At 70.9% G+C, this 25,128-nt stretch carries 24 protein-coding genes; 3 read left to right on the forward strand and 21 right to left on the reverse strand.

Going from position 1 to position 25,128, the window contains the following annotated elements; translation table 11 throughout:
• Positions 1-85: 85 nt before the first annotated feature.
• Complete coding sequence (locus tag ACZ4WQ_RS14770; protein WP_398371949.1) at positions 86-2,710, reverse strand: ABC transporter permease/substrate binding protein; 2,625 nt, start codon at positions 2,708-2,710, stop codon at positions 86-88.
• Complete coding sequence (locus ACZ4WQ_RS14775) at positions 2,703-3,902, reverse strand: quaternary amine ABC transporter ATP-binding protein (protein ID WP_385351863.1); 1,200 nt, start codon at positions 3,900-3,902, stop codon at positions 2,703-2,705. Before ACZ4WQ_RS14775 ends, ACZ4WQ_RS14770 begins: the two co-directional genes overlap by 8 nt.
• 232 nt (positions 3,903-4,134) lie before the next feature.
• Here ACZ4WQ_RS14775 and ACZ4WQ_RS14780 point away from each other — a divergent pair, with 232 nt between their 5' ends.
• The gene (locus ACZ4WQ_RS14780) at positions 4,135-5,046 is read left to right on the forward strand and encodes a 5'-3' exonuclease (protein WP_358845565.1); all 912 of its coding nucleotides are present in this window, start codon (positions 4,135-4,137) and stop codon (positions 5,044-5,046) included.
• 49 nt (positions 5,047-5,095) lie between these two features.
• Positions 5,096-5,977, forward strand: a complete 882-nt coding sequence (locus tag ACZ4WQ_RS14785; protein ID WP_311725317.1) for a siderophore-interacting protein — start codon at positions 5,096-5,098, stop codon at positions 5,975-5,977.
• 93 nt (positions 5,978-6,070) lie between these two features.
• Here ACZ4WQ_RS14785 and ACZ4WQ_RS14790 read toward each other — a convergent pair whose 3' ends face one another.
• From ACZ4WQ_RS14790 to ACZ4WQ_RS14860, 15 genes are all read right to left on the reverse strand, one after another.
• On the reverse strand, positions 6,071-6,847 hold the full coding sequence (locus tag ACZ4WQ_RS14790; RefSeq protein WP_385351794.1) for an ABC transporter permease: 777 nt from the start codon (positions 6,845-6,847) through the stop codon (positions 6,071-6,073).
• Positions 6,844-7,899 (reverse strand): ATP-binding cassette domain-containing protein, encoded by a 1,056-nt coding sequence (locus tag ACZ4WQ_RS14795; RefSeq protein WP_352133391.1) that lies wholly within the window; start codon positions 7,897-7,899, stop codon positions 6,844-6,846. The genes ACZ4WQ_RS14790 and ACZ4WQ_RS14795 overlap by 4 nt, the downstream gene beginning before the upstream one ends.
• 212 nt (positions 7,900-8,111) lie before the next feature.
• Positions 8,112-8,768, reverse strand: a complete 657-nt coding sequence (locus tag ACZ4WQ_RS14800) for a PadR family transcriptional regulator (protein WP_358845543.1) — start codon at positions 8,766-8,768, stop codon at positions 8,112-8,114.
• A 189-nt stretch (positions 8,769-8,957) separates the two neighbouring features.
• Entirely contained in the window at positions 8,958-11,786 is a 2,829-nt protein-coding gene (locus ACZ4WQ_RS14805; RefSeq protein WP_398371945.1) for a DEAD/DEAH box helicase, read from the reverse strand.
• 84 nt (positions 11,787-11,870) lie between these two features.
• Positions 11,871-12,782 (reverse strand): diacylglycerol kinase, encoded by a 912-nt coding sequence (locus ACZ4WQ_RS14810; protein WP_398371943.1) that lies wholly within the window; start codon positions 12,780-12,782, stop codon positions 11,871-11,873.
• 53 nt (positions 12,783-12,835) lie between these two features.
• Positions 12,836-13,777, reverse strand: a complete 942-nt coding sequence (gene tatC / locus ACZ4WQ_RS14815; protein ID WP_311725311.1) for a twin-arginine translocase subunit TatC — start codon at positions 13,775-13,777, stop codon at positions 12,836-12,838.
• Between the two features lie 77 nt (positions 13,778-13,854).
• Positions 13,855-14,154 carry a Sec-independent protein translocase subunit TatA gene (gene tatA / locus ACZ4WQ_RS14820; protein ID WP_311725310.1) on the reverse strand — a complete coding sequence of 100 codons (300 nt, stop codon included), beginning with the start codon at positions 14,152-14,154 and terminating at the stop codon, positions 13,855-13,857.
• 205 nt (positions 14,155-14,359) lie between these two features.
• Positions 14,360-14,599, reverse strand: coding sequence for a hypothetical protein (locus tag ACZ4WQ_RS14825; protein ID WP_311725309.1), 240 nt, complete (start codon positions 14,597-14,599; stop codon positions 14,360-14,362).
• A gap of 89 nt (positions 14,600-14,688) precedes the next feature.
• The gene (locus ACZ4WQ_RS14830; protein WP_311725308.1) at positions 14,689-14,955 is read right to left on the reverse strand and encodes a hypothetical protein; all 267 of its coding nucleotides are present in this window, start codon (positions 14,953-14,955) and stop codon (positions 14,689-14,691) included.
• A complete protein-coding gene (locus tag ACZ4WQ_RS14835) occupies positions 14,945-15,904 on the reverse strand; it encodes a helix-turn-helix transcriptional regulator (protein ID WP_311725307.1) in 960 nt (319 codons plus the stop codon). Before ACZ4WQ_RS14835 ends, ACZ4WQ_RS14830 begins: the two co-directional genes overlap by 11 nt.
• 15 nt (positions 15,905-15,919) lie before the next feature.
• Positions 15,920-16,939: a helix-turn-helix transcriptional regulator gene (locus ACZ4WQ_RS14840; protein ID WP_311725305.1), complete on the reverse strand. Its 1,020-nt coding sequence runs from the start codon at positions 16,937-16,939 to the stop codon at positions 15,920-15,922.
• Between the two features lie 153 nt (positions 16,940-17,092).
• Positions 17,093-17,467, reverse strand: coding sequence for an FKBP-type peptidyl-prolyl cis-trans isomerase (locus ACZ4WQ_RS14845; RefSeq protein ID WP_311725304.1), 375 nt, complete (start codon positions 17,465-17,467; stop codon positions 17,093-17,095).
• Positions 17,468-17,506: 39 nt separating this feature from the next.
• Positions 17,507-18,505 (reverse strand): FKBP-type peptidyl-prolyl cis-trans isomerase, encoded by a 999-nt coding sequence (locus ACZ4WQ_RS14850; protein WP_358845548.1) that lies wholly within the window; start codon positions 18,503-18,505, stop codon positions 17,507-17,509.
• A 120-nt stretch (positions 18,506-18,625) separates the two neighbouring features.
• Positions 18,626-19,987: a Pup--protein ligase gene (gene pafA / locus ACZ4WQ_RS14855; protein ID WP_311725302.1), complete on the reverse strand. Its 1,362-nt coding sequence runs from the start codon at positions 19,985-19,987 to the stop codon at positions 18,626-18,628.
• A 9-nt stretch (positions 19,988-19,996) separates the two neighbouring features.
• The gene (locus ACZ4WQ_RS14860; RefSeq protein WP_398371937.1) at positions 19,997-21,265 is read right to left on the reverse strand and encodes an MFS transporter; all 1,269 of its coding nucleotides are present in this window, start codon (positions 21,263-21,265) and stop codon (positions 19,997-19,999) included.
• Between the two features lie 224 nt (positions 21,266-21,489).
• On the opposite strand from ACZ4WQ_RS14860, the gene ACZ4WQ_RS14865 reads away from it, so the two are divergent.
• Positions 21,490-22,470, forward strand: a complete 981-nt coding sequence (locus ACZ4WQ_RS14865; protein WP_398371935.1) for a LacI family DNA-binding transcriptional regulator — start codon at positions 21,490-21,492, stop codon at positions 22,468-22,470.
• A gap of 107 nt (positions 22,471-22,577) precedes the next feature.
• Here ACZ4WQ_RS14865 and prcA read toward each other — a convergent pair whose 3' ends face one another.
• From prcA to ACZ4WQ_RS14885, 4 genes are read right to left on the reverse strand one after another with little or no spacing between them, the layout of a single operon-like run.
• Positions 22,578-23,345, reverse strand: a complete 768-nt coding sequence (gene prcA / locus ACZ4WQ_RS14870; protein WP_398371933.1) for a proteasome subunit alpha — start codon at positions 23,343-23,345, stop codon at positions 22,578-22,580.
• 53 nt (positions 23,346-23,398) lie between these two features.
• Positions 23,399-24,244, reverse strand: a complete 846-nt coding sequence (gene prcB / locus ACZ4WQ_RS14875) for a proteasome subunit beta (RefSeq protein WP_398371931.1) — start codon at positions 24,242-24,244, stop codon at positions 23,399-23,401.
• Positions 24,196-24,789, reverse strand: coding sequence for an endonuclease VII domain-containing protein (locus tag ACZ4WQ_RS14880; protein WP_398371929.1), 594 nt, complete (start codon positions 24,787-24,789; stop codon positions 24,196-24,198). Before ACZ4WQ_RS14880 ends, prcB begins: the two co-directional genes overlap by 49 nt.
• Before the next feature lie 31 nt (positions 24,790-24,820).
• A complete protein-coding gene (locus tag ACZ4WQ_RS14885; protein WP_311725296.1) occupies positions 24,821-25,039 on the reverse strand; it encodes a ubiquitin-like protein Pup in 219 nt (72 codons plus the stop codon).
• Positions 25,040-25,128 lie beyond the last annotated feature (89 nt).

Below are 25,128 nucleotides of genomic sequence, written 5' to 3' on the forward strand. Positions count from 1 at the left end.
CCGTCCGAAAGACCGCCGCCGCGGCCGGAGCGAAGCGCTCCGGCCGCGGCGGCGGTTAATGCTTCCGGCTGCTGCCGGTGGGCTGTCAGGAGCTCACCGGGGCCATCTTGTCGACGATGCCGGGGTTGGCGTCGATCCACTTCTGGACGCCCTGCTCGGTGTTGCCCTTGCCGGCGTCCTGAACGGCCTGCTCCAGGCTCGCCAGCTCCTGCTCGGTCATGTGCCAGTTCTTCAGCCACCCGTAGAACTCGGGGTACTTCTTCGGGAAGGACTTGTGGCCCAGCGAGCGGATCTCGTTGTTGGCCCCGAACGCCTGCTTCGGGTCGGCCAGCTTGGTCAGCTGGTACTTGCTGTACGCCCAGTGCGGGGTCCACAGCACGACGGCGACGGGCTCCTTCTTGGCGTACGAGCGCTGAAGCTGGGCGAGCATGGCCGGGGAGGCGTTGTTGGTGACCTCGTACTCCTTGTCCAGGCCGTACTCCTTGAGCACCTTGCTCTTGAGCAGCTGCATCTCGCCGGTGCCCGGCTCTATGCCGATGATCTTGCCCTTGAACATCCCGGACTTGCCCTTGAGGTCCGCCAGGGACTTGACGTCCTTGACGTACGAGGGCACCGCGATCTCGAGCGAGGTCTTGTCGTACCACGCCCCGATGTCGACGAGGTCCTTCTTGTACCGGTCCCAGTACTGCTTCTGGGCGATCGGCAGCCAGCCGTCGAATTCGACGTCGATCTGCCCGGCGCTCATGCCGGTGAACATGGAGCCCACGTCGTACTGCTTGATCGACGGCTTGTAGCCGCGCTTCTCCAGGACGTTCTTCCACAGGTAGGTGGTGGCGACGTCCTCGTCCCAGGGGAAGTAGCCGATCTGCGGCGCGGCGCCGGCCTGCTTGCCCTTCTTGGCGGCGCCGGTGTCGCCCGCGGGGGCGAGCTTGTCGACGACGCCGGGGTTCTTCTTCAGCCAGGCGCGTACGCCGTCCTGCTGCTTGCCCTTGCCCGCGTCCCGGATGGCCGCCTCGAGGCTCGTGAGCTGCTTCTCGGAGAGCTTGAAGTCCTTCATCCACTGGGCGATCTGCGGCTCCTTCTGGGAGAAGCCCTTGCGCCCGATGGCGTGGATGCCGTCGCCCTTGCCGAAGGCGCCCTTGGGGTCCGCGAGCTTGGTGAGCTTGTACTTGCTGTACGCCCAGTGCGGGGACCACAGGGTGACCGCCACCGGCTCCTTCTTGGCGTAGGAGCGCTCCAGCTGGGAGAGCATGGCGTTGGTGGAGGCCTTGACCAGCGTGTACTCGCCGTTCAGGTCGTAGCCCGGGAGGACATCGTTCTTCATGATCTTCATCTCGCCGGCGCCCGGCTCAATGCCGATGATCTTGCCCTTGAAGGTGCCGGCCTTGCCCTTGAGGTCATCCAGGGTCTTGACGCCCTTGACGTACGAGGGCACCGCGACCTCCAGGGAGGTCTTGTCGTACCAGGTGCCGAGGTCCTCCAGCTGATCCTTGTACTGCTTCCAGTACGAGGCGTGGGTGGCGGGCAGCCAGGCGTCGGTCTGCATGTCCACGTCACCGGCGGCCATGCCGGTGAACAGCGTGCCGATGTCATACGTCTGAAGCTGCGGCTTGAAACCTCGCTGCTCCAGGATTTCCTTCCACAGGTAAGTGGAGGCGACGCCCTCGTCCCAGTTGATGTAGCCGAGCTTGACCGTGCGGCCCTTGCCGATGTCGGCGGTGACCTTCTGGCCGCTGTCGTCGCCGCCGAAGATGTTCAGCCCGCCCGCGACGAGCGCGAGGACGACAACGCCGACCATCGCGACCGAGGTCGCGGGGCGCCACTGGAGCACCTTCAGGCCGCCCACGGCGTTTGCGGCCTGCTTGGCCAGGGCCCGCCGGCCGAGCGGCGAGACGCGCTGGTTGAGGGCGCCCGTCATCCGGTCCAGATACATGGCGAGGATGACCACCGCGATGCCACCCTCGAAGCCGAGGGCCACGTCGACCGAGCTGATCGCCTCGAAGACGGAGGAGCCGAGGCCGCCGCCGCCGACCATGCCCGCGATGACGACCATGGACAGCGCGAGCATGATGGCCTGGTTGACGCCCGCCATGATCGTGGGCAGGGCGAGCGGCAGCTGCACCCGGAGCAGGGTGCGGCGCGGGGTGGTGCCGAAGGCCTCGGCGGCCTCGACGAGCTCCGCGTCGACCTGGCGGATGCCCAGCTCGGTCATCCGTACGCCCGGCGGCATGGAGAAGACGATGGTCGCGATGATGCCCGGGACCACGCCGACACCGAAGAAGAAGATGCCGGGGATGAGGTAGACGAAGGCGGGCATCGTCTGCATGAAGTCCAGCACCGGACGGAGCACGGCGCTCACCGCGCGGTTGCGCGAGGCCCAGATGCCCAGCGGTACCGCGAGCACGACCGTGATCACACCGGCGACCAGCACCAGCGACAGCGTCTCCATCGCCTCGTCCCACTGCTGGATCGAGTCGATGAGCGCGAAGCCGGCGAAGGCGAGGACGGCGGGCACCAGGCCGCGCAGCCACCAGGCGAGCACCGCGAGGATGCCCGCGAGGAGCAGGGGGGCGGGGGCGGCGAGCACATCGTGCACGCCGTCGTACATCCCCTGGACGACCTTGGCGATGAAGTCGAAGAGCCAGGCGAAGTTGTCGCGGAGGAAGTCGACGCCGGACTGGATCCAGCTTCCGAGTTCGAGCCTAGGCACCGGCGATCACCTTGCCCTCGGGGGCCTCGGGGGAGCCGGAAGACTTCGACACCCCGGCGGCCAGGATCTTCGGCGCGTCACCGGCGTCGGTCGCCCCGTCCGTCCCGGTGTCGTCCGGTCCGCTCTCCGGCTCGCCGAGCACGGCGAGCAGCCGGGCGCGGGGGACGACGCCGATGAGCGAGCCGTCGTCCTCGTCGGTCACCGCGACCGCGACACCGCTGCGCGAGCAGGGGGTGAACAGCTCGACGATCGGGGTGTCCGGGGTGACGATCGCCGGGGCGGCCTCCAGGACGTCGCTCTCGGTGCGCAGCACCGCGCCGTCCGGGGTCGTGGTGCCCAGCGCCTCCTCGGGGTCGGCCATGATCGCGCCGGCGGTGAGCACCCGGGCGCGGTCGACATCCTGGGTGAAGGAGGCGACATAGTCGTTGGCCGGGGTGACCAGGATGTCCTCGGCTGTGCCGATCTGGACGATCCGGCCGTCGCGCATGACGGCGATGCGGTCGCCGAGGCGCATGGCCTCGTTGAGGTCGTGGGTGATGAAGATGATGGTCTTCTTCAGCCGCTTCTGGAGCTCCAGCAGCTGGTCCTGCATATCGCGGCGGATCAGCGGGTCGAGCGCGCTGAAGGACTCGTCCATCAGCAGCAGGTCGGCGTCGGTGGCCAGGGCGCGGGCCAGGCCCACGCGCTGCTGCATACCGCCGGAGAGCTCGTCGGGCCAGGACTTCTCCCAGCCGGCGAGGCCGACGAGGCCGAGCGCCTCGGCGGCGCGCCGCTCGCGCTCGGCGCGCGCGATGCCCTGCACCTCCAGGCCGTACGCGGCGTTCTCCAGGACGCTGCGGTGCGGGAAGAGGGCGAAGTGCTGGAAGACCATGCTGATCTTGTGAGAGCGCACCTCGCGGAGCTCGCGCGGGGCCAGGGCCGTCAGGTCCTGGTCGTCGTAGAGGACGCGTCCGGCGGTCGGCTCCAGCAGTCCGTTGAGCATGCGCAGCAGCGTGGACTTGCCGGATCCGGACAGACCCATGACGACGAATATCTGGCCCGCCTCGACAGCGAAGGACGCGTCGATGACCGCCGCGGTCGTGCCGTTCGCACGCAGCTCGTCACGGTCCGTTCCGCCCTCGAGCTTCGCCACCGCCTCATCGGGTCGTCTGCCGAACACCTTGAACAGGTGCTCGGCTTGCAGCCTGGACACATATACCTCTCGGGGTCGTACCAAGAACGACCCGCCACCCCCGCGGACAGGTCGTGGAGCGGGCGGCATCTGACCGCTTGCCCGTTGCAATAGTTTCCTTACCTAACGGGTCCGCTCCGGCAGCGCGCCTGCCCTGAACCGTTTGGCGTAAACCAATCGGTGACCCACGTCACATATCCGGGGTGGGAGTGTCGGTGGGGTGCGGCATCATCGAGGCGTGACCCGACGCCTGATGCTCCTCGACACCTCGTCCCTGTACTTTCGCGCCTTTTTCGGGGTGCCGGACTCCGTCCGGGCCCCCGACGGCACCCCGGTGAACGCCGTGCGCGGGCTGCTCGACTTCATCGCCCGGCTGGTCCAGGACCACCACCCCGACGACCTCGTGGCCTGCATGGACTTCGACTGGCGCCCGCAGTGGCGGGTCGACCTGATCCCCTCGTACAAGGCGCACCGGGTGGCCGAGGAGGCCCCGGAGGGGGGCGGGGTGGACCAGGAGGAGGTGCCCGACACCCTCTCGCCGCAGGTCCCGGTGATCGACGAGGTGCTGGACGCGGTGGGGATCGCCCGGGTGGGCGCCGCGGGCTACGAGGCCGACGACGTCATCGGCACGCTCGCGGGCCGGGCGACGGGCCCGGTCGACATCGTCACCGGCGACCGGGATCTGTTCCAGCTCGTCGACGACGGGCGCGCGGCGCGGGTGCTCTACCCGGTCAAGGGGGTGGGCACGCTCCAGGTCTTCGACGAGGCGGCGCTGCGCGAGAAGTACGGCGTGGGCGGCGCGGGGTACGCGGATCTGGCGCTGCTGCGCGGCGACACCAGCGACGGGCTGCCGGGCGTCCCGGGGATCGGCGAGAAGACCGCGGCCAAGCTCCTCGCCGCATACGGCGACCTGGCCGGGATCATGGCCGCGGCCGCCGACCCCGCGTCCAAGATCACCCCGGCGCAGCGCAGGCGGCTGGCGGAGGCGCGGGAGTACGTGGCGGTCGCGCCGAAGGTGGTGCGGGTGGCCTCGGACGTCCCGCTGCCGGCCTTCGACCCGGCGCTGCCGCGGGCGCCGCGGGACGAGCGGGCGCTGGAGGCGCTGGCGGAGCGGTGGGGGCTCGGCGGATCGCTGCGCCGGCTGCTCTCCACTCTTGAAGGGTGAGGTGTTAGGTTAGGTCACCCTAACTCGTTTGTGGATCAGGGAGGTGGCCGTGGCAGAGCGTCCTGCCCGCAAGACCCCGCAGCTCAACCGGGCGCGGGTGGCCCGCACCGAGCGGCTGACGCCCCACATGACGCGGGTGGTGCTGAGCGGCGGCAGCCTGGCCGGCTTCGCCGCCGGCGAGTGCACCGACCACTACGTCAAGCTGCTCTTCCCGGCCGAGGGCGTCACTTACCCCGAGCCGTTCGACCTGGCGCGGGTCCGCGCCGAGTTCCCGCGCGACCAGTGGCCGCGCACCCGTACGTACACCGTGCGCGCCTGGGACCCCGCGGCCCAGGAGCTGACCCTGGACTTTGTGATCCACGGGGACGAGGGCCTGGCCGGGCCGTGGGCCGCGCGCGCCGAGCCGGGCGAGGAGGTCCTCTTCCTCGGCCCCGGCGGGGCGTACGCGCCGAGCCCGGAGGCCGACTGGCATCTGCTCGTGGGCGACGAGAGCGCGCTGCCCGCGATCGCCGTCGCGCTGGAGCGGCTCGCCGACGGGCCGGCGGGCGCGCTGGTGCACGCCCTGATCGAGGTGGCCGGGCCGGAGGAGGAGCTCAAGCTGAGCGTGCCGGACGGGGCGCGGGTCAGCTGGCTGCACCGGGGCGGCGGGCGGGGCGGTGAGTCGCTGGTGGCGGCCGTCCGCGCGCTGGACTTCCCGTCCGGCCGGCTGCACGCGTTCGTCCACGGCGAGGCGGGATTCGTGAAGGAGGTCCGCCGCTATCTGCGGATCGAGCGGGAGATCCCGCGCGAGTGGCTGTCGATCTCCGGCTACTGGCGCCGCGGCCATGACGAGGACGGCTGGCAGGCGTCGAAGCGGGAGTGGAACCAGCGGATAGAGGCGGAAGAAGGCGCCGCGGACGCCGCGGGAGCCACCGGCGCCGCGGCGGCCTGAGCCCCGGAGCCGGACGACCTACCGGGACGACGAGCGCCGGGCGGCCCCGGCGGTGGAGTGCCACCGCCGGGGCCGCCGCGCGCACGGCTGCGGTCAGACCGACCGCTGGTACGACCGGAAGGTGCGGGTCGACAGCCAGACCGCGGCCAGCGCGAGCGCCAGCAGCGCCCCGCCGCGGCTCGCCACATCACCCCAGTCCGGGTCGCCCGCCATGGCCGAACGGCCTGCCACCAGCGCCCAGTTGACCGGGTTGAAGTCGGCGATGTGCCGCATCCACCCCGGCATCAGGGAGGGCGCCATGAAGGCCTCGGAGAGGAAGGTCAGCGGCAGCAGCAGGAAGGTGTTGATGCCGATGATCGACTCCCGCTCCCGGACCAGCATGCCCAGGGCGTTGGAGAGCGCGCCGAAGACCGTGCCGAGCAGCACGGACGCCACGATCAGCAGGGCCGTCCCGGTGATGCCGCCCGGGTAGTCGGCGCCGCCGAGCTTGCCGAGCGCCACGATGATGACGGACTGCACGGCGGTGCTGAGTCCCTGGGAGACCACATTGCCGTTCATCAGCGCGCCGCGGGAGACCGGCGTGGTCAGGAAGCGGTTGAGGGTGCCCCGCTCGATCTCCTCCAGGGTTCCCATGCCCGCCCACATGTTGGAGGACAGGGCGCTCATCACCACGATGCCCGGGACCAGGTAGTCCAGGTACGAGCCGGTGCCGAAGCCGCCGAGGTCGGTGACCTTGCGGAAGAGGGAGCCGAAGAGGAACAGCCAGATGACCGGCTGGACCAGATTGATCAGCAGAAAGACGGGCTGGCGCCAGTAGGCCATCAGCTGGCGCTGCGTCATGTACCAGGTCTGGGCGAGGGCCGCGCTCATCGGGCACCTCCGGCGGCACCGGCCGGCACGGGCGCCCCGGCCGCGGCCTCCGCCTCGGTGAAGCTGCGGCCCGCGTAGCGCAGATAGACGTCGTCGAGGGAGGGGCGGGCGACGGTCGCGGTCGCCACGGCGGCGCCCGACCGCTCCAGGGCGGCCAGCAGCGTGGGCACGGCGGCGGCGCCGTCGTCGGCGCGGACGCTGACCCGCCGTCCGTCCACGGCCGCCTCGTGCACGCCCGGCAGCGCGGTGAGCGCGTCGCGCAGCGGGGGCTCGGCGCCGTCCGCGACGGTCTCGCGCAGCTCCAGGTGGACGGCGTCGCCGCGGAGTTCGCCCTTGAGCTCGTCCGGGGTGCCCTCGACCACGACCCGGCCGCGGTCGACGATGGCGATGCGCTCGGCGAGGCGGTCGGCCTCTTCGAGGTAGTGCGTGGTGAGCAGGATCGTCAGCCCCTCCTCGCCCGCGAGCCGGGCGATCTCGTCCCACATGGCGGCGCGGGCCTCGGGGTCGAGCCCGGTCGTGGGCTCGTCGAGGAAGAGCACCTCGGGGCGGTGTACGAGCCCGAGCGCGACGTCGAGCCTGCGGCGCATGCCGCCGGAGTAGCCCTTGACCGGGCGGTTCGCGGCGTCGGCGAGGTCGAAGCGGTCCAGGAGTTCGTCGGCGCGGCGGGCGGCGGCGGTGCCCCGCAGCCCGTACAGCCTCCCCTGGAGCAGCAGGTTCTCCCGCCCGGTGGCCACCGGGTCGGCGCCGGACTTCTGGGCCACGACGCCGATGGCGGCGCGCACCCGGCCGGGGTGGCGGAGCACATCGTGTCCGGCGACCGCCGCGGTGCCCGCGTCGGGGCGGGCCAGGGTGGTGAGGATCTTGACGGTGGTGGACTTCCCGGCCCCGTTGGGTCCGAGCAGGCCGAAGACGATGCCCGCCTCGACGGCCAGCTCCATGCCGTCCAGGGCCTTCACCCCGCCGGGGTAGGTCTTGACCAGTTGGTCGGTTTCCACTGCGAGCGCGCGGGTGCGCGTGTGATGCGGGGTGCGTCCCCCGGTTGTTGGCGCCATGGCGGCGTGTCTCCACTCTGATCTGTCGTACGACGTCGATTCGTCGCGTGCGAAATCCGCCGTACCGATCCGCGGGTGGAGAGCCGGGCTATCCTGGGTGTGCCGCACCTCGATCGCCTGGCCTGCCATCGCCGCAGGTCCGGTCCGGGGTCAGGGCCCTGGCGTGCGCTGTTGGCGCAGCGCGCGCCGGGGCCTTCTTCACTGCTCCGGTTTCACTTCTCCGGGTTGGTTCTCTCCTCTATCTCGACCCATTCCGCCGGCATCTCGCCGGTCCGGCTCAGCGTCCGCCATGCGGCCGCTCCGGTGAGGCTGCCCGCCGCGAGCTCCGCGCGCAGGGACCGGACCCACTCCATCTCGGCGCGGATCATGTGCAGTTCGTACTCCGTCTCCAGCAGGAACACCCTCGGCAGGTCCTTTTCCAGCGCGTCGATCGAGCCGTCGAGGGCCTCGGCCCGGGCCTCCAGCGTCTCGGCCCGCTGCCGCAGCAGCCGATCGGCCTCGTCGATGGGCAGCACCAGGATCAGCGAGAGCGCGGCCGAGAAGGCGGGGTACTCCCGGGCGGGGACGGACACCAGCTCCGCCAGCCACTCGTGCAGTTCGCGGCGGCCGTCCTCGGTCAGTCCGTACACCGTGCGCTCGGGGCGGAGCCCCTGCCGCTGGGTACCGGCGACCTCGACGAAGCCGTGCTTCTCCAGGTTCTGGACGACGGTGTAGAGCGACCCGTAGTTGATCTTGATGCTGTGTTCCTTGCCCCGTCGCCGGAGCACCTGCGCGATCTCGTACGGATGCATCGGCCGCTCGCTCAGGAGCGCCATCACCGCGAGCGCCAAGGGGTTGCTCAGCTTGCGCCGCTTCGCCGACACCGTCATCACCTCGCCCCCGTATATCCGTCGCCGAACATATCGCGACTCGGCAGAGGCGTCAACCGCGATGTATCGCGATTGCGCCGACTCCACGGCCACGCACGGACAGCGGGAAGCGGCATACGAAACGGGCCGGGTCCGGCCGGGAACTCGCCCCGGCCGGACCCGGCCCGTGAAGAACGCCGCGCGGTGGAGTCAGCCCACCGAGGAGTACGCCACCACGCCGCGCAGCAGCCCGTCGACCGCCCGGCGGGCGCTGCGCGCCACCGTGCCGTCCGGCGGGGCGGCCACGGCGATCTGGCCCAGCACATCGATCACCTGCTTGCACCAGCGCACGAAGTCGCCCGCCGGCATCTCGATCTCGCGCAGCAACTCGTCCAGCCCGTGTCCGGAGGCCCAGCGGTACGCGGCCCAGGCGAAGCCCAGGTCGGGCTCGCGCTGACCGACCCCCTCCGCCTGCTTGATCTTGTGGTCGTCCTCCAGGGCGTCCAGCCGGCCCCAGATCCGGACCATCTCGCCCAGCGCCTCCTTGACCCGGCCCGCGGGCAGCTTGGGCGGCAGCGCGTCGTCCGCCGCCCGCGCCTCGTAGACCAGCGCCGAGGCGCAGGCCGCGAGCTCCTCGGGCTTCAGCCCCTCCCAGACGCCGTCGCGCAGACACTCGCTGGCGAGCAGGTCCAGCTCGCCATAGAGCCGGGCGAGCCGCTTGCCGTCGTCGGTGACCTCCTCGCCGCTGAGATAGCCCAGCTCGCTCAGCAGGGCGCAGATCCGGTCGAAGGTGCGCGCGATGGTGTTCGTGCGCCCCTCGATGCGCCGCTCCAACTGGCGGGTGTCGCGCAGCAGCCGGTGGTACCGCTCGGCCCAGCGGGCGTGGTCCTCGCGCTCGTCGCAGCCGTGGCAGGGGTGGGCCCGGATGGCGGCGCGCAGCCGGGCGATCTCGGTGTCGTCCGCCGCGGCCGAGCGCTGCTTGCGATGGCGGTGCACATCGTGGTGGCCCGCCTTGCTGCGCAGCGCGGACGCCAGGTCCCGGCGGGACTGCGGGCTGCGCGGATTGAAGGACTTGGGGATCCGCATCCGCTCCAGCGGCTCCACCGGCACCGGGAAGTCGATCGCGGCCAGCCGCTTGACCTGGCGCTCGGCGGTGAGCACGAGCGGGCGCGGCCCGTCGTGGTACTCCAGGCCGCGGTGGCCGCCCGTACGCCCGGCCGGCAGCCCGGGGTCGAGCACCAGCGCGAGCCCGGCGTACTTCCCGGTCGGGACGTGGATGACATCGCCGGGGCGGAGCTTCTCCAGCGCGTCCGCCGCGGCCGCGCGCCGCTGCGCCACGCCCTGCCGGGCCAGCTCGGTCTCGCGGTCCTTCAACTCGCGGCGCAGCAGCGCGTACTCGTCGAAGTCGCCGAGGTGGCAGGTCATGGAGGCGCGGTAGCCGCGCAGGCCCTCCTCGTTGCGCTGCACCTGCCGGGAGATGCCGACGACCGCCTTGTCGGCCTGGAACTGCGCGAAGGAGGTCTCCAGCAGCTCGCGGGAGCGGTGTCGCCCGAACTGCGAGACCAGATTGACCGCCATGTTGTACGAGGGCTTGAAGGACGAGCGCAGCGGGTACGTGCGCGTGCCGGCCAGGCCGGCGAGGGCGCCCGGGTCCATCGCGCGCTGCCACAGCACCACGGCGTGGCCCTCGACGTCGATGCCGCGCCGGCCCGCCCGGCCGGTCAGCTGGGTGTACTCGCCGGGGGTGATGTCGGCGTGCTGCTCGCCGTTCCACTTGACGAGCTTCTCCAACACCACGGAACGCGCGGGCATGTTGATGCCGAGCGCCAGGGTCTCGGTGGCGAACACCGCCTTGACCAGCCCGCGGACGAACAGCTCCTCCACCACCTCCTTGAACGTCGGCAGCATTCCGGCGTGGTGGGCGGCGATGCCCCGCTCCAGGCCTTCCAGCCACTCGAAGTAGCCCAGCACATGCAGGTCTTCGTCGGGAATGCCGGCCGTGCGCTCCTCGACCAGGGAGCGCACCCGGGCGCGCGCCGCCTCGTCGTTGAGCCGCAACCCGGCGTACAGGCACTGCTGTACGGCCGCCTCGCAGCCGGCCCGGCTGAAGATGAAGGTGATCGCGGGCAGCAGCCCCTCGGCGTCGAGCCGCTCGATGACCTCGGGCCTGCCGGGGGTCCAGATCCGGCTGCGCTGACGGCGCTCGCGCTCGCGGTCGGCCTCGCGCATGTTGTTCCGGCCGCGGCGCTTGTCGCGGCCGAAGCTCGGCCGGGTGCTCTCCATGCGGGCCACCCGGACCAGGTCGGGGTTGACCTCCCGGCGGCCGCTCTGGCCGTCCCCCGGTGTGCTCTTCTCCTCGAAGAGGTCGTACATCCGCCGCCCGGCCAGCACGTGCTGCCACAGCGGGACGGGGCGGTGCTCGGAGACGATCACCTCGGTGTCGCCGCGGACGGTGTCGAGCCAGTCGCCGAACTCCTCCGCGTTGGAGACGGTCGCGGACAGGGACACCAGCGTCACCGAGTCGGGGAGGTGGATGATGACCTCTTCCCAGACGGCGCCGCGGAACCGGTCGGAGAGGTAGTGGACTTCGTCCATCACCACATAGCCGAGCCCCAGCAGCGACTGGGAGCCCGCGTACAGCATGTTGCGCAGCACCTCGGTGGTCATCACGACCACCGGGGCGTCGGAGTTGATGCTGTTGTCACCGGTGAGCAGACCGACCCGGTCGGCGCCGTAGCGCTTGACGAGGTCGGTGTACTTCTGGTTCGACAGCGCCTTGATGGGCGTGGTGTAGAAACACTTGCGGCCCTGGGTGAGTGCCAGGTGGACGGCGAACTCGCCCACGATGGTCTTGCCCGAGCCGGTGGGGGCGGCGACCAGCACGCCCTTCCCGGTCTCCAGGGCCTTGCACGCCTCGATCTGGAACGGGTCCAGTTCGAAGTCGTACATCTCGCGGAAGGGGGCCAGCGCGGTGGCCTCCTCGGCCGCCCGCAGACGGGCCGCGGTGTAGCGCTCGGCGGGAGTCAGCTCGTCGGTCATCGTACGTACGAGACTACCGGCCGCCTCCGACAACGCACGCGATCTTTCTCGCCCCTCGGGACGGAGCGGGGGACGCGGCCGGGATCAGGGGCCCGCGAGCCGCCCCGGCGCTCCCAGCAGGCGCAGGGCGCCGGGCACGGTGGCGGCGGTGAGCGGCAGCGGTCCCAGCCGCTCCCCGTCCGCGTACGCGGTCAGGCCCTCGGCGGCCAGGGACACCGAGGCGGCCCGGTGGCTGGTGACCACCCGGTGGCCGAGGTGGGTGCCGCGGTAGACGCGCGGGAAGACCGTCAGCAGCGTGGTGCGGCTGCACGGGCCGACGACCGTGATGTCGAAGAGCCCGTCGTCGAGGACCGCGTCCGCGCAGATCCGCATGCCACCGCCGTACGAGGCGGCGTTGCCGACGGCTATCAAGGTGGCCTCCACCTCCCGCTCCGGCCCGCCGTCCAGGCTCATCCGGTAGCGGACGGGCCGCAGGGCAGCCAGCTCGGCGAGCATGGCCAGGTCGTAGCGGAGCCGGCCGCTCGGCCGGCGCATCCGGTTGCCGCGCTCGTTGACCCGGGAGTCGAACCCGGAGGCGAGGACGGTGCCGAACCAGACGTCTCCCGCCCGCCCCAGGTCGACCGCGCGGCCGCCGTCGCCCTTGAGCGAGGCGGCGATGGAGCGGGCCGCGGCCACCGGGTCGTGTATCGGCAGCCCGGTGGCCCGGGCGAAGTCGTCGCCGCCACCGACGGCGATCACCCCGAGCGGGGTGCCGGTCCCGGCGACCGCCTGGAGGGCGAGCGAGACCATGCCGTCGCCCCCGACGGCCACCAGCGCCCCGGTGCCGCCGGCCACCGCCTCACGGGCCCGCCCCAGGGCCTCGGCGGCGTCGGCGCCCACCACGGTCCGGACGCCGAATCCGGCGTCCCGCAGGGCCCGGGCCGCGGGCCGGGCGGCGCGGGCGCCGCGCCCGCGGCCCGCCGTCGGGTTGACGAAGAGGGTGATGTCGCAGGTCACGCGCGGACCCTATCGGCCGGGCCGGTTCAGGTCACCGGCCCGGCCGACTCGGGTCAGGTGACGTCGTCGTAGCCGTTCCGCCGGGTCGGGCCCGGGTCCTCCGGATCGTCGGGGCGGGACACCGGCTCGACGTCGCCGACGGGCGCGGGAGTCAGGTCGAGGTCGGAGGCCTCGTCGTCGTCGAGCCCCGCGTCCGGGTTGCCGCGCCGGCGCCGGCGGTCGTTGAAGAGGCAGATGCCGGTGGCGCCGAAGTACAGCACCACGATGGGCGCCGCGAGCAGCGACATGGTCAGCGGGTCGCCGGTGGGGGTGGCGACCGCGGCGAAGACGGTGATGCCGACGACCATGCCCCGCCACCAGCCCAGCATCCGCCGACCGGTGATCACCCCGCCGAAGTTCAGCAGCACCAGCAGGAGCGGGAGTTCGAAGGCGAGGCCGAAGACGATCACCATGCGCGTGACGATGTCGAAGAACTCGTCCGCGGGGAACAGGTTGTCCCAGTCCGAGGGGGTGAGGCCGACCAGCGCCCCGGCGGTGGTCGGCAGCACGGCGTACGCGAGCCAGGCGCCGGCCAGGAACAGCGGCACACCGGCGGCCACGAAGCCGAGCGCGTACTTCTTCTCGTGGTTGTGCAGGCCGGGCGCGAGGAACGCCCAGAGCTGATAGAGCCAGATCGGGCTGGAGACGACGACGCCCGTCATCAGGCCCACCTTCAGCATGATCGTGAAGGGGGCGAGAAGGCCGTTGGCGGTGATCTGCGCACAGGGCTCGGGATGCCCGCCGCCGATGCCCTCGCCCTTCTTGCAGCCGACGCTGTCGATCACCGGTCCGGTCAGGAACTCCGCGATCTGCTTGTAGTAGATCAGCGCGACGACCGTGACCACGATGATCGCGACGACCGCCTTCAGCAGTCGGTTGCGCAGCTCTCGCAGATGCTCCGCGAGCGGCATCCGCCCCTCGGGATCCCTCTGCTGTTTGCGGGCAGACTTGAGCAACCCACGTCCTCGTCTCGTGCGAAGGCCGTCGTCGGCTCAGCGAGCCACGGCGGCACTCTCGGCTTGCGTCGGCTCCGTCAGCCCTGGGCGGTGCGGTTCGGCTCGGTGACCGGGCGGGAGCTGGTCACATCGCCGGGAGCCGCCTGGATGGTCCGCGGCGCGGGCTGCTGCGCGGCCGGGTCGGCAGGCGCCGCCTGGGCGGCCTCGGTGGTCTTCGCCGCTTCGTCGTCCTTCTTCATGGCCTTGGCCTCGCTCTTGAGGATGCGGGCCGACTTGCCGAGGGACCGAGCCATGTCCGGAAGCTTCTTGGCACCGAAGAGCAGCAGGATGACAACGAGAATGAGAATGATCTCGGTGGGCCTGAGATTGCCGAGCATGTGCGACTACCTTCTCGCCGGGGCGGCGTAACTTTCATGCCTGCCGTTTGGGTATCGGACTGGCGTGCTAGTGCTGGCAGCGATCGTAACCCGCTGGGGTAAACCCTGGGCAATCCCCGTGCATACTCCCTATTGCGACCACACCGCCGCGGTCACGACTGCGCCAAGCAGCCTACCCCGCCGACCTGTCCGTCAGTCCCTGGCTTCAGTCGGCCGCCGGGTCCGACGAAAGCCCGGTGTGCGGCCCCCGGCGCAGCGCGTCCACCTGGCCGCCGAGCGGGGCCGTGGCCCGCTCCAGGTCCTCGGCGGCCCGGGTGATCTGCCGCGAGCTCTCCCCCACCTGCCGCGCCAGCCCGCGCACTTCGACGAAGACCCGTACGGCGAGCACGGCGAGAACGGCGATCCCGGTGAAGGCGAGAGCGAGGGCGAGCATCGGCCAGAACATGGACCAGAGCCTATCGGGGGCCCGGGCCGCCGATCCTCACCCCTCGGCTTCGAACTCCACCCGTCGGGGCGCGCCCAAGCCCTGTGGGCTCAGACCTTGGAGTGCAGCCGCAGGGTTCTCACCCCGCCGCCCGTGAGCAGCTCCACGATCCGCTCCCCCGCCGGTTTGCGCACCGCCGACCCGCAGTCGGGGCAGGTGAAGGAGTAGAACGTGGTGCGGTCACTCCCCCCGATCGCCAGCCGCAGGGCGGTGGCCGCCAGTTCGAATCGGCCGCGGCAGTCCGGACAGGCTGCCTTGAAGATCACCGAGGTGGGATTCCCCCCAGCGGTCACTGTGCGTGTCCCTTCACTCACCATAGGCCGCGAGCGCCCGCTGCGCCGCGTCCCGCGCGCTGTCCGCCAGCCCCTGCGGCGAGACGATCCTGCCGTCCCTGCCCAGCCGCAGCGCCAGGCGGCGCAGCGAGCCGGGGTCGGGGGTGCGCAGCGTGATCCTGAGGCCGCCGTCGGGCAGCTCCTCCGCGCTGTCGTGCGGGTAGTACTCGGCGACCCAGCGCCCGCCGGGGCCGACCTCGACGACCACCTCGGGGTCCTCGGCACCGGTTTGCACCAGCCCGGCCGACAGGTCCGACAGATCGCGCAGCTCGATCGGCGGCGGGTCGGCGGGCGCGTCGAGCAGCTTGATCTCCGCGACCCGGTCAAGACGGAAGGTGCGCCGCGCCTCGGAGAGCCGGCACCACGCCTCCATATAGGTGTGGCCGACGGCGAACAGCCGGATCGGGTCCACCTCGCGCTCGGTGAGCTCGTCCCGCGCGGGCGAGTAGTAGCGCAGCCACAGGCGGCGACGCTCGGCGATGGCACGGTCGACGTCGGCGAACACCCCGCCCTCGGACTCGAAGGTGACCGACAGTCGGGAACTGGCACCTGCCGCCTCACCGGCCGCGGCCTCCAGCTTGGCCGTGGCGCGCAGCAGCGCGTCCCGGTCGCCCTCGCGCAGCCCGGGGAGCGTGGCGACGGCGCGGGCGGCGACCAGCAGCGCGGTGGCCTCGTCGGCGGCGAGCCGCAGCGGCTCGGCGACATCGTCCGGGTTGTGCCACCAGATGCACTCGCCGTCGGTGTCGATGTCCAGCAGGTCGCCGCCGCGGAAGCTGGTGCCGCACAGCGGCAGCACATCCAGGTCCGAGATCAGCTCGTCCTCGCTGATACCGAAGGCGCGGGCGACATCGGCCACACGGGCGCCGGGGCGCTCGCGCAGATACGTCACCAGCGACAGCATCCGGCGGGTCTGGTCAATCGCGTTTCCGGCCATGCGTTGCGGCCCCCCTCAGCCCTTGGCGACGGCGCGCAGCCGCTCGACGACATCGGCCCGCAGCTCATCGGGCGCCAGCACGACCACGTCCGGGCCGAACTCCACCAGCCAGGCGTCGAGCCCGTGTCCGTACGGGATCTCCAGCTCGTCCCAGCCGTCGCCCAGCGGGCTGGTCCGCAGCGCCCTGGCCCGCAGCGGGTAACCGTGGCCGGAGCGCAGTCTGATCCGGGCGGTGCCGGTGGCGGTCTCCCCCGACCAGCGCTCCACCGTCTCGCGCACGGTGACATGATCGGGCACCTCGGCGGTGTACGCGCCGGCCCGCAGACGCACCTTGCCGGTGATCCTGGAGAGCCGGAAGACGCGCTCGGCCGCCCGTTCGCGGTCCCATCCCGCCAGATACCAGTGGCCGCGCCAGCACTCCAGAGCCCACGGCTCCACCTGGCGCTGCCCGGGCTGGGCGGCGTTCGCCTTGCGATAGTCGAACAGGACGGGGCGGCGGTCACGGCAGGCGACCATCAGAGGCTCGAAGGCCGCCTCGTGCACCGGGATCCGCGGCTCCAGGGCGCCGGCCGGCTGGGTGTCGTACGGGTCCTCGGCCAGCGGCATCCCGGCGGCACGCAGCTTCTGGAGCGCGCCGCTGGCGGCGCCCGCGAGCCGGGCCTGCTGCCAGACCTTCGCGGCCAGGCCTAGGGCCGCGGCCTCCTCGGCGTCCAGGGTGATCGGGGGGAGGCGGTTGCTGTCGCGGCGGGCCAGGTAGCCGATCTCGCCGTCGACGCTCTCCACGGTCTCGATGACCAGGCCCAACTCGCGCAGATCGTCCTTGTCCCGCTCGAACATGCGGTTGAAGGCATCGTCGCTCCCGCCGGAGCCGGAGCCCGCGCCGGCCGCCGACGCGGAAGCCGAAGTCGCCGAAGCCGCGGAAGCCTCGATGTATGCCTCTATGGACTCCCGCAGTTCACGCTTGGTCAACGGGCGCCGGGTCCCCAGCAGGCACAGCGCCAGGTTCATCAGCCGCTCAGCCTTGGCAATCGCCATCGACGCCCTTTCCTCGTGACCTTACGACCGTGACCGTACCGCTACGGGGACGCGGGACAAAAGCCGAGGGCCCCTGCCGGGCGGCAGGGGCCCTCGACGGACGCTTCGGCCACGGCCCGGAGGCTCACCCTCCGGCCGTCGACGAGGCAGACCTCAGACAGCGACCAGGTCGCACACGAAGATCAGCGTCTCACCCGGCTTGATCTTGCCGCCGCCGGCGCCACGGTCCCCGTAGGCCCGGTGCGGCGGAATGGTCAGCTGGCGGCGGCCGCCGACCTTCATGCCCTGGAGACCCTGGTCCCAGCCGGAAATGACCTGGCCGGCCCCGAGCTGGAACTCCAGCGGGGTGCCGCGGTTCCAGCTCGCGTCGAACTCCTCGCCGGTGCTGAAGGCGACGCCGACGTAGTGGACCTTGACGGTGGCTCCGGCCTTGGCGACGGGACCGTCGCCCTCCCAGATGTCCTTGATCTCCAGGTCCTTCGGCGGCTCGCCGCCCGGGAAGTCGACCTCGGGCTTGTCGATGCTCACGAAATTGCTCCTCTTACGTGGTGGGCAACCTGCCCAGTCTTACAGAACCGCCAGGATGTCGACCGAGAAGACCAGCGTGGAGTTGGCCGGGATGCCCTGCTGGGCCTTCTTCCCGTAGCCGAGGTCCGGCGGGATGACGATCAGCACACGGCTGCCGGCCTTCTTGCCGGTCAGCCCCTCCGCCCAGCCCTGGACGACCTGCTGAAGCGAGAACTGCGCCAGCTGGCCCTTCTTGTACGTGGAGTCGAACTCCTTGCCGCCGTCCCACAGCACGCCCTTGTACTGGACGAGCACGGTGTCAGTGGCCTTCACCTTCGGCCCGTCGCCCTCGATGACATAGGCCGAGACGAGCTTCTTCGGCGCGGCCTTCTTCGGGACCTCGATGGCGGGCGCCTTGCCGTCGGTCTCAGTGCCCACCTTGGGCAGGTCGGCGTTGGTCTGCGCCACCACGCGGCCCTTGGCCGAACTCTTGCCGTTGAAGGCGTTCACGATGTCGACGACAAACACCATGGTGTCGGTGCCCTTGATCCCGGCCTGCGGCTGGCCCTGCTTGCCGTATCCCAAGGCCGGCGGAATGGCCAGCTCCACACGGCTGCCGACCTTCTTGTCCACCAGCCCCTGGTCCCAGCCCGGGATGACCTGGCCGACGCCGATCTGGAAGACGGCCGGCTTCCCCCGGTCGTAGGAGTTGTCGAAGACCTTCGCGGTGTTCCAGATCTGACCGAGATAGTCCACCTGGAGGTAGTCACCCTTGGCCACCTTGGCCCCGTCGCCCTTGATGACCGTCTTGACCGCCAGCGACGAGGACGGCTGCCCCGAGCCCTTCGCGACCTCGGGCTTCTCGCCGAACTTCGTGCCACCCGTGATGGCCGGCACCGGCCCGCTCACAATCTTGCCCGTCGGCTCCGCCGAAGGGCTGCCGGCCTCCGGCGAGGGCGAGGTCTTGGAGGACTTCTCGGATCCTGCTTTCTCACTGCCGCAGCCCGCGGCGGTGAGCAGGCCTGCGGGCACGGCAAGAAGTACGGAGCGTCGGCGCACGGAAGTCCTCGTCGGTAGAGCCTGCGGGGGGCAACGCGCGCCACTCTACGACGTGCCGCGGGCCCCGTACGCGAAACGTACGGGGCCCCGCGCCGGACATGGGCCGTCCGGGCGCCGCGGTCACATTCCGGCGATGAGCTTCTCCACCCGGTCGTCCACCGAGCGGAACGGGTCCTTGCACAGCACCGTGCGCTGCGCCTGATCATTGAGTTTGAGGTGCACCCAGTCGACGGTGAAGTCGCGGCGCTGTTCCTGGGCACGGCGGATGAAGTCGCCGCGCAGCCGTGCGCGGGTCGTCTGCGGGGGCACCGACTTGCCTTCGAAAATCTTCAAGTCGTTGCACACCCGGGCCGCCTGACCGCGCTTCTCCAGAAGGTAGTACAGCCCCCGGCGGCGGTGGATGTCGTGGTAGGCGAGGTCTATCTGGGCGATCCGCGGATGCGACATGGTGATGTTGTTCTTGGCCCGGTACCGCTCGATCAGCCGGTATTTCATCACCCAGTCGATCTCGGTGTCGATCCGGTCGAGCTCCTCGGTGCGGATCGCCTCCAGCGTGCGGCCCCACAGTTCCAGGACGCGCTCGACGGTGCCCGTGCGGATGCCCCGCCGCTCGCAGAAGTCGAGCGCCTTTTCGTAGTACTCCTGCTGCACTTCGAGGGCCGACGCCTCACGCCCGCTGGCCAGGCGCACCTTGCGCTGCCCGGTGATGTCGTGGCTGACCTCGCGGATGGCCCGGATGGGGTTCTCCAGCGTCAGATCACGCATCACCGTGCCCGCCTCGATCATGCGCAGCACCAGGTCGGTGGCGCCGACCTTGAGCAGCATGGTCGTCTCGGACATGTTGGAGTCGCCCACGATGACATGCAGCCGGCGGTAACGCTCGGCGTCGGCGTGCGGCTCGTCACGGGTGTTGATGATCGGCCGGGAGCGCGTGGTCGCGGAGCTGACGCCCTCCCAGATGTGCTCGGCACGCTGGCTGACGCAGTAGACCGCGCCGCGCGGCGTCTGTAGCACCTTGCCCGCCCCGCACAGCAGCTGCCGGGTCACCAGGAACGGGATGAGAATGTCGGCGAGACGGGAGAACTCACCATGCCGGGCCACCAGATAGTTCTCGTGGCAGCCGTACGAGTTCCCGGCGGAGTCGGTGTTGTTCTTGAAGAGATAGACGTCGCCCGCGATTCCCTCCTCGTGCAGGCGGCGCTCGGCGTCCACGAGCAGACCTTCGAGAATGCGCTCGCCTGCCTTGTCGTGGGTGACCAGCTCGGTCACGTTGTCGCACTCGGGAGTTGCGTATTCCGGGTGCGAACCCACGTCGAGATAGAGGCGGGCGCCGTTGCGCAGGAAGACATTGCTGCTGCGGCCCCAGGAGACGACACGGCGGAAGAGGTAGCGCGCCACTTCGTCAGGAGACAACCGGCGCTGTCCCCTGAAAGTGCACGTGACGCCGTACTCGTTCTCCAGCCCGAAAATGCGGCGGTCCATGCCTGAACATTACGCCTGACGGCCTGCTCTGAAACCGGGTTCGACGGCACGGTTGCGATCATTTTCCGCCCGAGACACATCCGGGTCGCCCGGTGCCCCGCCCGGCGCGCCGGTGAGGAAGCGCGCCGTGGCCAGCAGCACGACCAGGGCCACCAGCCCGGCCGCCCCCGGCACCGCGAAGCCCGCCGCGACCCCGCCGAGCTCCATCACCGGCCCCGCGGCGGCCGTTCCCGCGGCGTTGCCGACCACGAACGTGGTCACCAGCCAGGAGAACGCCTCGGTGACGGTACCGCGCGGGGCGTGCCGGTCGACGACCACGAAGACACAGGCGAGCGCGGGGGCCAGGAAGACACCTGACAGGCCCGCCAGCGCCGTCATCGCGACCACCCCGGGCACCAGGACCAGCGGCAGGTAGCCGAGCGCCAGAGCGGCCACCAGGACCCGCAGCCGCCGCTCCGGCGGGCCGGCCCAGGGCCGGGCGCCGTACGCCAGGCCGCCGACCAGCGCGCCGACCCCGAGCGCGGAGAGCAGATAGCTGGACACCATCCCGCCGCCGTGCTCGTCCGCGTATCCGACGGCCGCCACACCGATCGAACCGAGGGCGACACCCACGAAGAAGAAGGTGCCGAGGAGCACCAGCAGGCCCCGCGAGCGCAGCGCGCCCAGCCAGTGCGCCTCGCGCGGGGCCGAGCGCCAGCGCCGGGAGGGCGGCGACAGCACGACCGACAGCGCGCCCGCGACCCCGATGGCGTTGATGACCAGCAGCGCGGCCGCCTCCGACCAGAAGGCGACCAGGGCGGTCACCAGCAGCGGACCGACGGAGAAGATCACCTCCTGCGCGACGGCGTCCAGGGCGTACGCCGCGTGCACCCGGTCCTCCCGGCCGAGCACCCCGGGCCACAGCGCCCGCAGCCCGCCCTCCAGGGGCGGGGTGAACAGACCCGCGGCGAGCATCGCGGCGTACGCGACGGGCAGCGGGTCGAGCCCGACCACGGCGAACACGGCCATGGCGAGCGCGGAGAGCACGGCCGCGGGCAGCATCACCCGCGGCTGTCCGTGGCGGTCAACGGCCCGGCCGAGCAGCGGCTGCCCCAGGGCGTTGCCCACGCCGTAGACGGCGGAGAGCGCGCCCGCCAGGGCGTAGCTGCCGCCCTCGGCGCGGGTGAAGAGCACGACGGCGAGGGCGGCGGTGGCATTCGGCAGCCGGCCGACGAGCGTGCCGACGAGAAGCCGGGTCGCGTGCTTGGTGCGCAGCAGATCCCCGTAGCCAGCCGCCATGCTCTGCCCCTTCGTTTCCTGTTCTCCCCCGGGCGCGTCCGGGTGAAGTTTTACGTATAACGTCCGCCGTTATACGTATCATGGCTGGCGACCCGGGTCCACCTCACGGTGGGCGACCGAGATGACCACGACGAGGGGAGGGCGAAGTGGCGAGCGTGCAAGGAGACCGCACGCCGGGAGCGCGCGCTCCCGGCGGACCGGGGGCGCGAGCAACCAGCCGGGATGTGGCACGCCACGCCGGTGTGTCGCAGGCGACCGTGTCGCTGGTCCTGGGCGACAAGTGGACAGGGCGGGTCTCACCGCGCACCGTGGAAGCCGTACGCACCGCCGCGCGCGAACTCGGATACCGCCCGAACCTCGCGGCGCGCAGCCTCCGCCTCGGCCGGACCAGGACCGCGCTGCTCGTCGTCCCCGCACTGACCACGGAATTCTTCGCCCGCGTCTACACCGGCGCGGCACGCGTGGCCGCCGAAGGCGGCTTCGGCGTGGTGCTCTACCCGTCACCGGAAGGGGTCGGCCCGGCACGCGACCCCTTCGACTCCGCCCGCGCCTCGCTCGACGGCGTGATCGCCTCCTCGATGGCGGCCGACGCGCTGGCCGCGGTACGCGGCGGCGGGCTACCGCTGGTGATGCTCGACAGCGCACCCGACGACAAAGTCGCCGCGGCCACCGTCAACCTCGACATCGCCGACGGGATGCGCCAGACCGCGGAACACCTCCTGGGCCTTGGACACCGCCGCATCGCCCATGTGGCGGCCGGCGTGGACACCTGGACCTTCCGGGTACGCGCGCGGGCCCTGACAGCCACGATGGGCACGGTCCCGGGCGCCACCGTGCACACCGAGACCGCCCCGCTGACGGTCGACGAGGGGCAGCGCGCGGCCGAACGGGCACTCACCCGGCCCGGCCCCCGCCCCACGGCGCTCGTATGCGACGACGACATCCTGGCGGCGGGCGCCTGCAAGGCCGCCCGCCGGCTCGGACTGCGAGTACCGGACGACGTCTCCGTCACCGGCTTCGACGACCTGGCACTGGCCACAGCGGTCGACCCGGAACTGACCACGGTACGACTGCCCGCCGAGGCGGTCGGCGCAGCCGGGATGCGGGCGCTGATGGCGGTGCTGGACGGCGAGACGGCGCACGGCGACACGACACTGCCGGTCGAGCTCGTCCCCCGGGGGTCCAGCGGCCCGCCGCCGCGCTAGGCCCCGTCCGGCGACGGATGCCCTCCCGCGCAGCGGGCGCGGAGACAAAAACGCGCGGCGCGCCCCGGCCGGGGCCAGGGCGCGCCGCGCGTTGTGAGGTGGTGAGGTCAGTCCTCGGTCTCGGAGGTGTCCTCGGCCGGGGACTCGGACTCCGAATCCGACTCTGCGGCGGCGCTCTCCGCCCCCAGGAGGCGGGCCAGCTGACCGCCCATCACCCGCTTGAACTTCCGCTGCTGGGGCCGCGTCCGGTCCAGCACCGCGACCTCGAGCTGCTCGGCGGTGAGACTGCGCTCTCCGCCGTTGCTGTCCCGGGCGAGGGACTCGACAGCCAGCTTGAGCGCCTCGGCCAGGGTCATGCCGTCCTGGTGGCGCTGGTCGAGGTAGCTGCTGATCTGGTCGGCGTTACCGCCCACCGCGACCGAGCCGTGCTCGTCGACAATGGAACCGTCGTGCGGCAGCCGGTAGATCTGGTCGTCCTCGGGGCCGTCCCCGACCTCGGCGACGATCAGCTCGACCTCATAAGGCTTCTCCGCCGCGCTGGAGAAGATGGTGCCGAGGGTCTGGGCGTAGACATTGGCGAGGCCGCGGGCGGTCACATCGTCGCGGTCGTAGGTGTAACCGCGCAGATCGGCGTAGCGGACACCACCGATGCGCAGATTCTCGAACTCGTTGTACTTCCCGACCGCCGCGAAGGCGATCCGGTCGTAGATCTCACTGACCTTGTGCAGCGCGCGGGACGGGTTCTCCGCGACGAACAGGATGCCGTCGGCATACTGCAACACGACCACGCTGCGGCCGCGCGCGATGCCCTTGCGGGCGTACTCGGCGCGGTCGGCCATGGCCTGCTGAGGCGATACATAGAACGGCGTAGTCACCGGCTATCCGTCCCTTTCTGTCATTGGCGAATGCATTCCGGGTCGACCGTCCCTCAGAGCAGCGAGGCCCGCGGGCCGTCCGGCTCCTCGAGCCGCCGCTCGTGGATGGCACGGGCGATCTCGGACACCTCCGCCTCGGCGAGCCTCTTGAAGCCGTCCTCGGTGATCACCGTGATGATGGGGTAGATGCGCCGGGCGAGGTCGGGACCGCCGGTCGCGGAGTCCTCGTCGGCGGCGTCGTACAGCGCCTGGACGACGGCGGTGGCCGTCTGGGATTCGGTCAGGTCCTCGCGGTACAGCTTCTTGAGCGCGCCACGGGCGAACAGCGAGCCGGAACCGGTGGCGGCGAAGCCGAACTCCTCGGAGCGCCCGCCGGTCACGTCGTAGGAGAAGATGCGGCCCTTCTGGCGGTCGACGTCCCAGCCCGCGAAGACGGGGACGACGGCCAGGCCCTGCATGGCCATGCCGAGATTGCCGCGGATCATGGTCGACAGCCGGTTTGCCTTGCCCTCCAGGGAGAGGATGGTGCCTTCGACCTTCTCGAAGTGCTCCAGCTCCAGCTGGAAGAGCTTGACCATCTCCACGGCGAAGCCGAGCGTGCCCGCGATGCCGACGGCCGAGTACTCGTCGGCGGGGAAGACCTTCTCGACGTCGCGCTGGGAGATGAGGTTGCCCATCGTCGCGCGGCGGTCGCCGGCGAGCACCACCCCGCCGGGGAAGGTGGCCGCGACGATCGTCGTGCCGTGGGGGGCCTCGATCGCGCCCTGCACCGGGGGGAGCGGACGGTTCCCCGGGAGCAGCTCGGGCGAGTGGGCACCGAGGAAGTCCATGAAGGACGAGGAACCAGGCGTCAGGAAGGCAGCTGGTAGACGCCCGGTGCTACGAGTGTTGGCTTCCACGCGATTCCTTCCAGGTAGGCGACAGCTCGACGACCAATGTCGGGATCGTCTCCCAACTTGCCGATGGCCGAGTTGCAGTTAAAGCACAGTACGCCACGGACCTTACCCGTCTTGTGGCAGTGATCCACATGTGCAGCCGGAGCCTTCAGACAGATCACGCAAAGCCCCATCTGAGAGGCGACCATCTCGTCACGCTCGGCTTCGGTGATGCCGTACTGGCGCTTCAGATGTCCTGCTCGCCCCTTTATCGCCTTGCACGCCTTGCAGAGGGTTGCCAAGCCGTCAGACGCAGCGGCGTTGCGATGCCACTCGTTGTGCCGCTTGATCTCACCGCAGATACGGCAGTACTTGTGTCCGCTGGGCACATCCACCCTAGGGCGGATGTTGCGCCCCTTGGCTAGCTGCCGCTGCTGGTGGTAGGCGGCCGCACACTCCCGGCAGTAGGCCTGTAAGCCGTCAAGTATCGACTTGTTCCGCGCGAACGCTGCTCGCGGCTTGTGTTGCTTACACCGCGAGCAGCGCTTCACAGTCTCTTCGCTTGCCAACCCCAGCTCCCCCTTGCCTTCGATTCGAAGGCTACTCGCCGCCTTTCTGAACGAAGCTTCGAACGAAGTCCTCGGCGTTAGCCTCGAGTACATCGTCGATCTCGTCCAGAACGTCGTCCACGTCATCCGACAGCTTCTCGTGCCGTTCCTTGAGGTCTTCGGCCGCCTGCGCGTCCTGCGCCTGCTCCTCGACCTCCTCGGTCGTGCGCGACGCCTTCTGCTGTCCGCCGCCGGTGTCCTTTGTCGCCATATCCCTCACCCCGCTCTTTTCGCCCCAGCTTGATTGGATCGGTCAAGATCAGACCCTACAAGCCGGGTCCGACATCGGCCTCGCAGTTG

The organism is Streptomyces sp. NPDC028305, assembly GCF_055569495.1.

Excerpts from the sequence above, each read along its gene's own strand:
- ACZ4WQ_RS14800 (WP_358845543.1), bottom strand. The coding sequence starts at position 8,768 with ATGACGGTGTCGGCGAAGCGGCGCAAGCTGAGCAACCCCTTGGCGCTC.
- ACZ4WQ_RS14840 (WP_311725305.1), bottom strand. The coding sequence starts at position 16,939 with ATGGCGATTGCCAAGGCTGAGCGGCTGATGAACCTGGCGCTGTGCCTG.
- ACZ4WQ_RS14795 (WP_352133391.1), bottom strand. The coding sequence starts at position 7,899 with ATGGCGCCAACAACCGGGGGACGCACCCCGCATCACACGCGCACCCGC.
- tatA (WP_311725310.1), bottom strand. The coding sequence starts at position 14,154 with ATGCTCGGCAATCTCAGGCCCACCGAGATCATTCTCATTCTCGTTGTC.
- pafA (WP_311725302.1), bottom strand. The coding sequence starts at position 19,987 with ATGGACCGCCGCATTTTCGGGCTGGAGAACGAGTACGGCGTCACGTGC.
- ACZ4WQ_RS14885 (WP_311725296.1), bottom strand. The coding sequence starts at position 25,039 with ATGGCGACAAAGGACACCGGCGGCGGACAGCAGAAGGCGTCGCGCACG.
- ACZ4WQ_RS14780 (WP_358845565.1), top strand. The coding sequence starts at position 4,135 with ATGCTCCTCGACACCTCGTCCCTGTACTTTCGCGCCTTTTTCGGGGTG.
- ACZ4WQ_RS14825 (WP_311725309.1), bottom strand. The coding sequence starts at position 14,599 with ATGTTCTGGCCGATGCTCGCCCTCGCTCTCGCCTTCACCGGGATCGCC.
- ACZ4WQ_RS14805 (WP_398371945.1), bottom strand. The coding sequence starts at position 11,786 with ATGACCGACGAGCTGACTCCCGCCGAGCGCTACACCGCGGCCCGTCTG.
- ACZ4WQ_RS14835 (WP_311725307.1), bottom strand. The coding sequence starts at position 15,904 with ATGGCCGGAAACGCGATTGACCAGACCCGCCGGATGCTGTCGCTGGTG.
- ACZ4WQ_RS14860 (WP_398371937.1), bottom strand. The coding sequence starts at position 21,265 with ATGGCGGCTGGCTACGGGGATCTGCTGCGCACCAAGCACGCGACCCGG.
- ACZ4WQ_RS14790 (WP_385351794.1), bottom strand. The coding sequence starts at position 6,847 with ATGAGCGCGGCCCTCGCCCAGACCTGGTACATGACGCAGCGCCAGCTG.
- ACZ4WQ_RS14830 (WP_311725308.1), bottom strand. The coding sequence starts at position 14,955 with ATGGTGAGTGAAGGGACACGCACAGTGACCGCTGGGGGGAATCCCACC.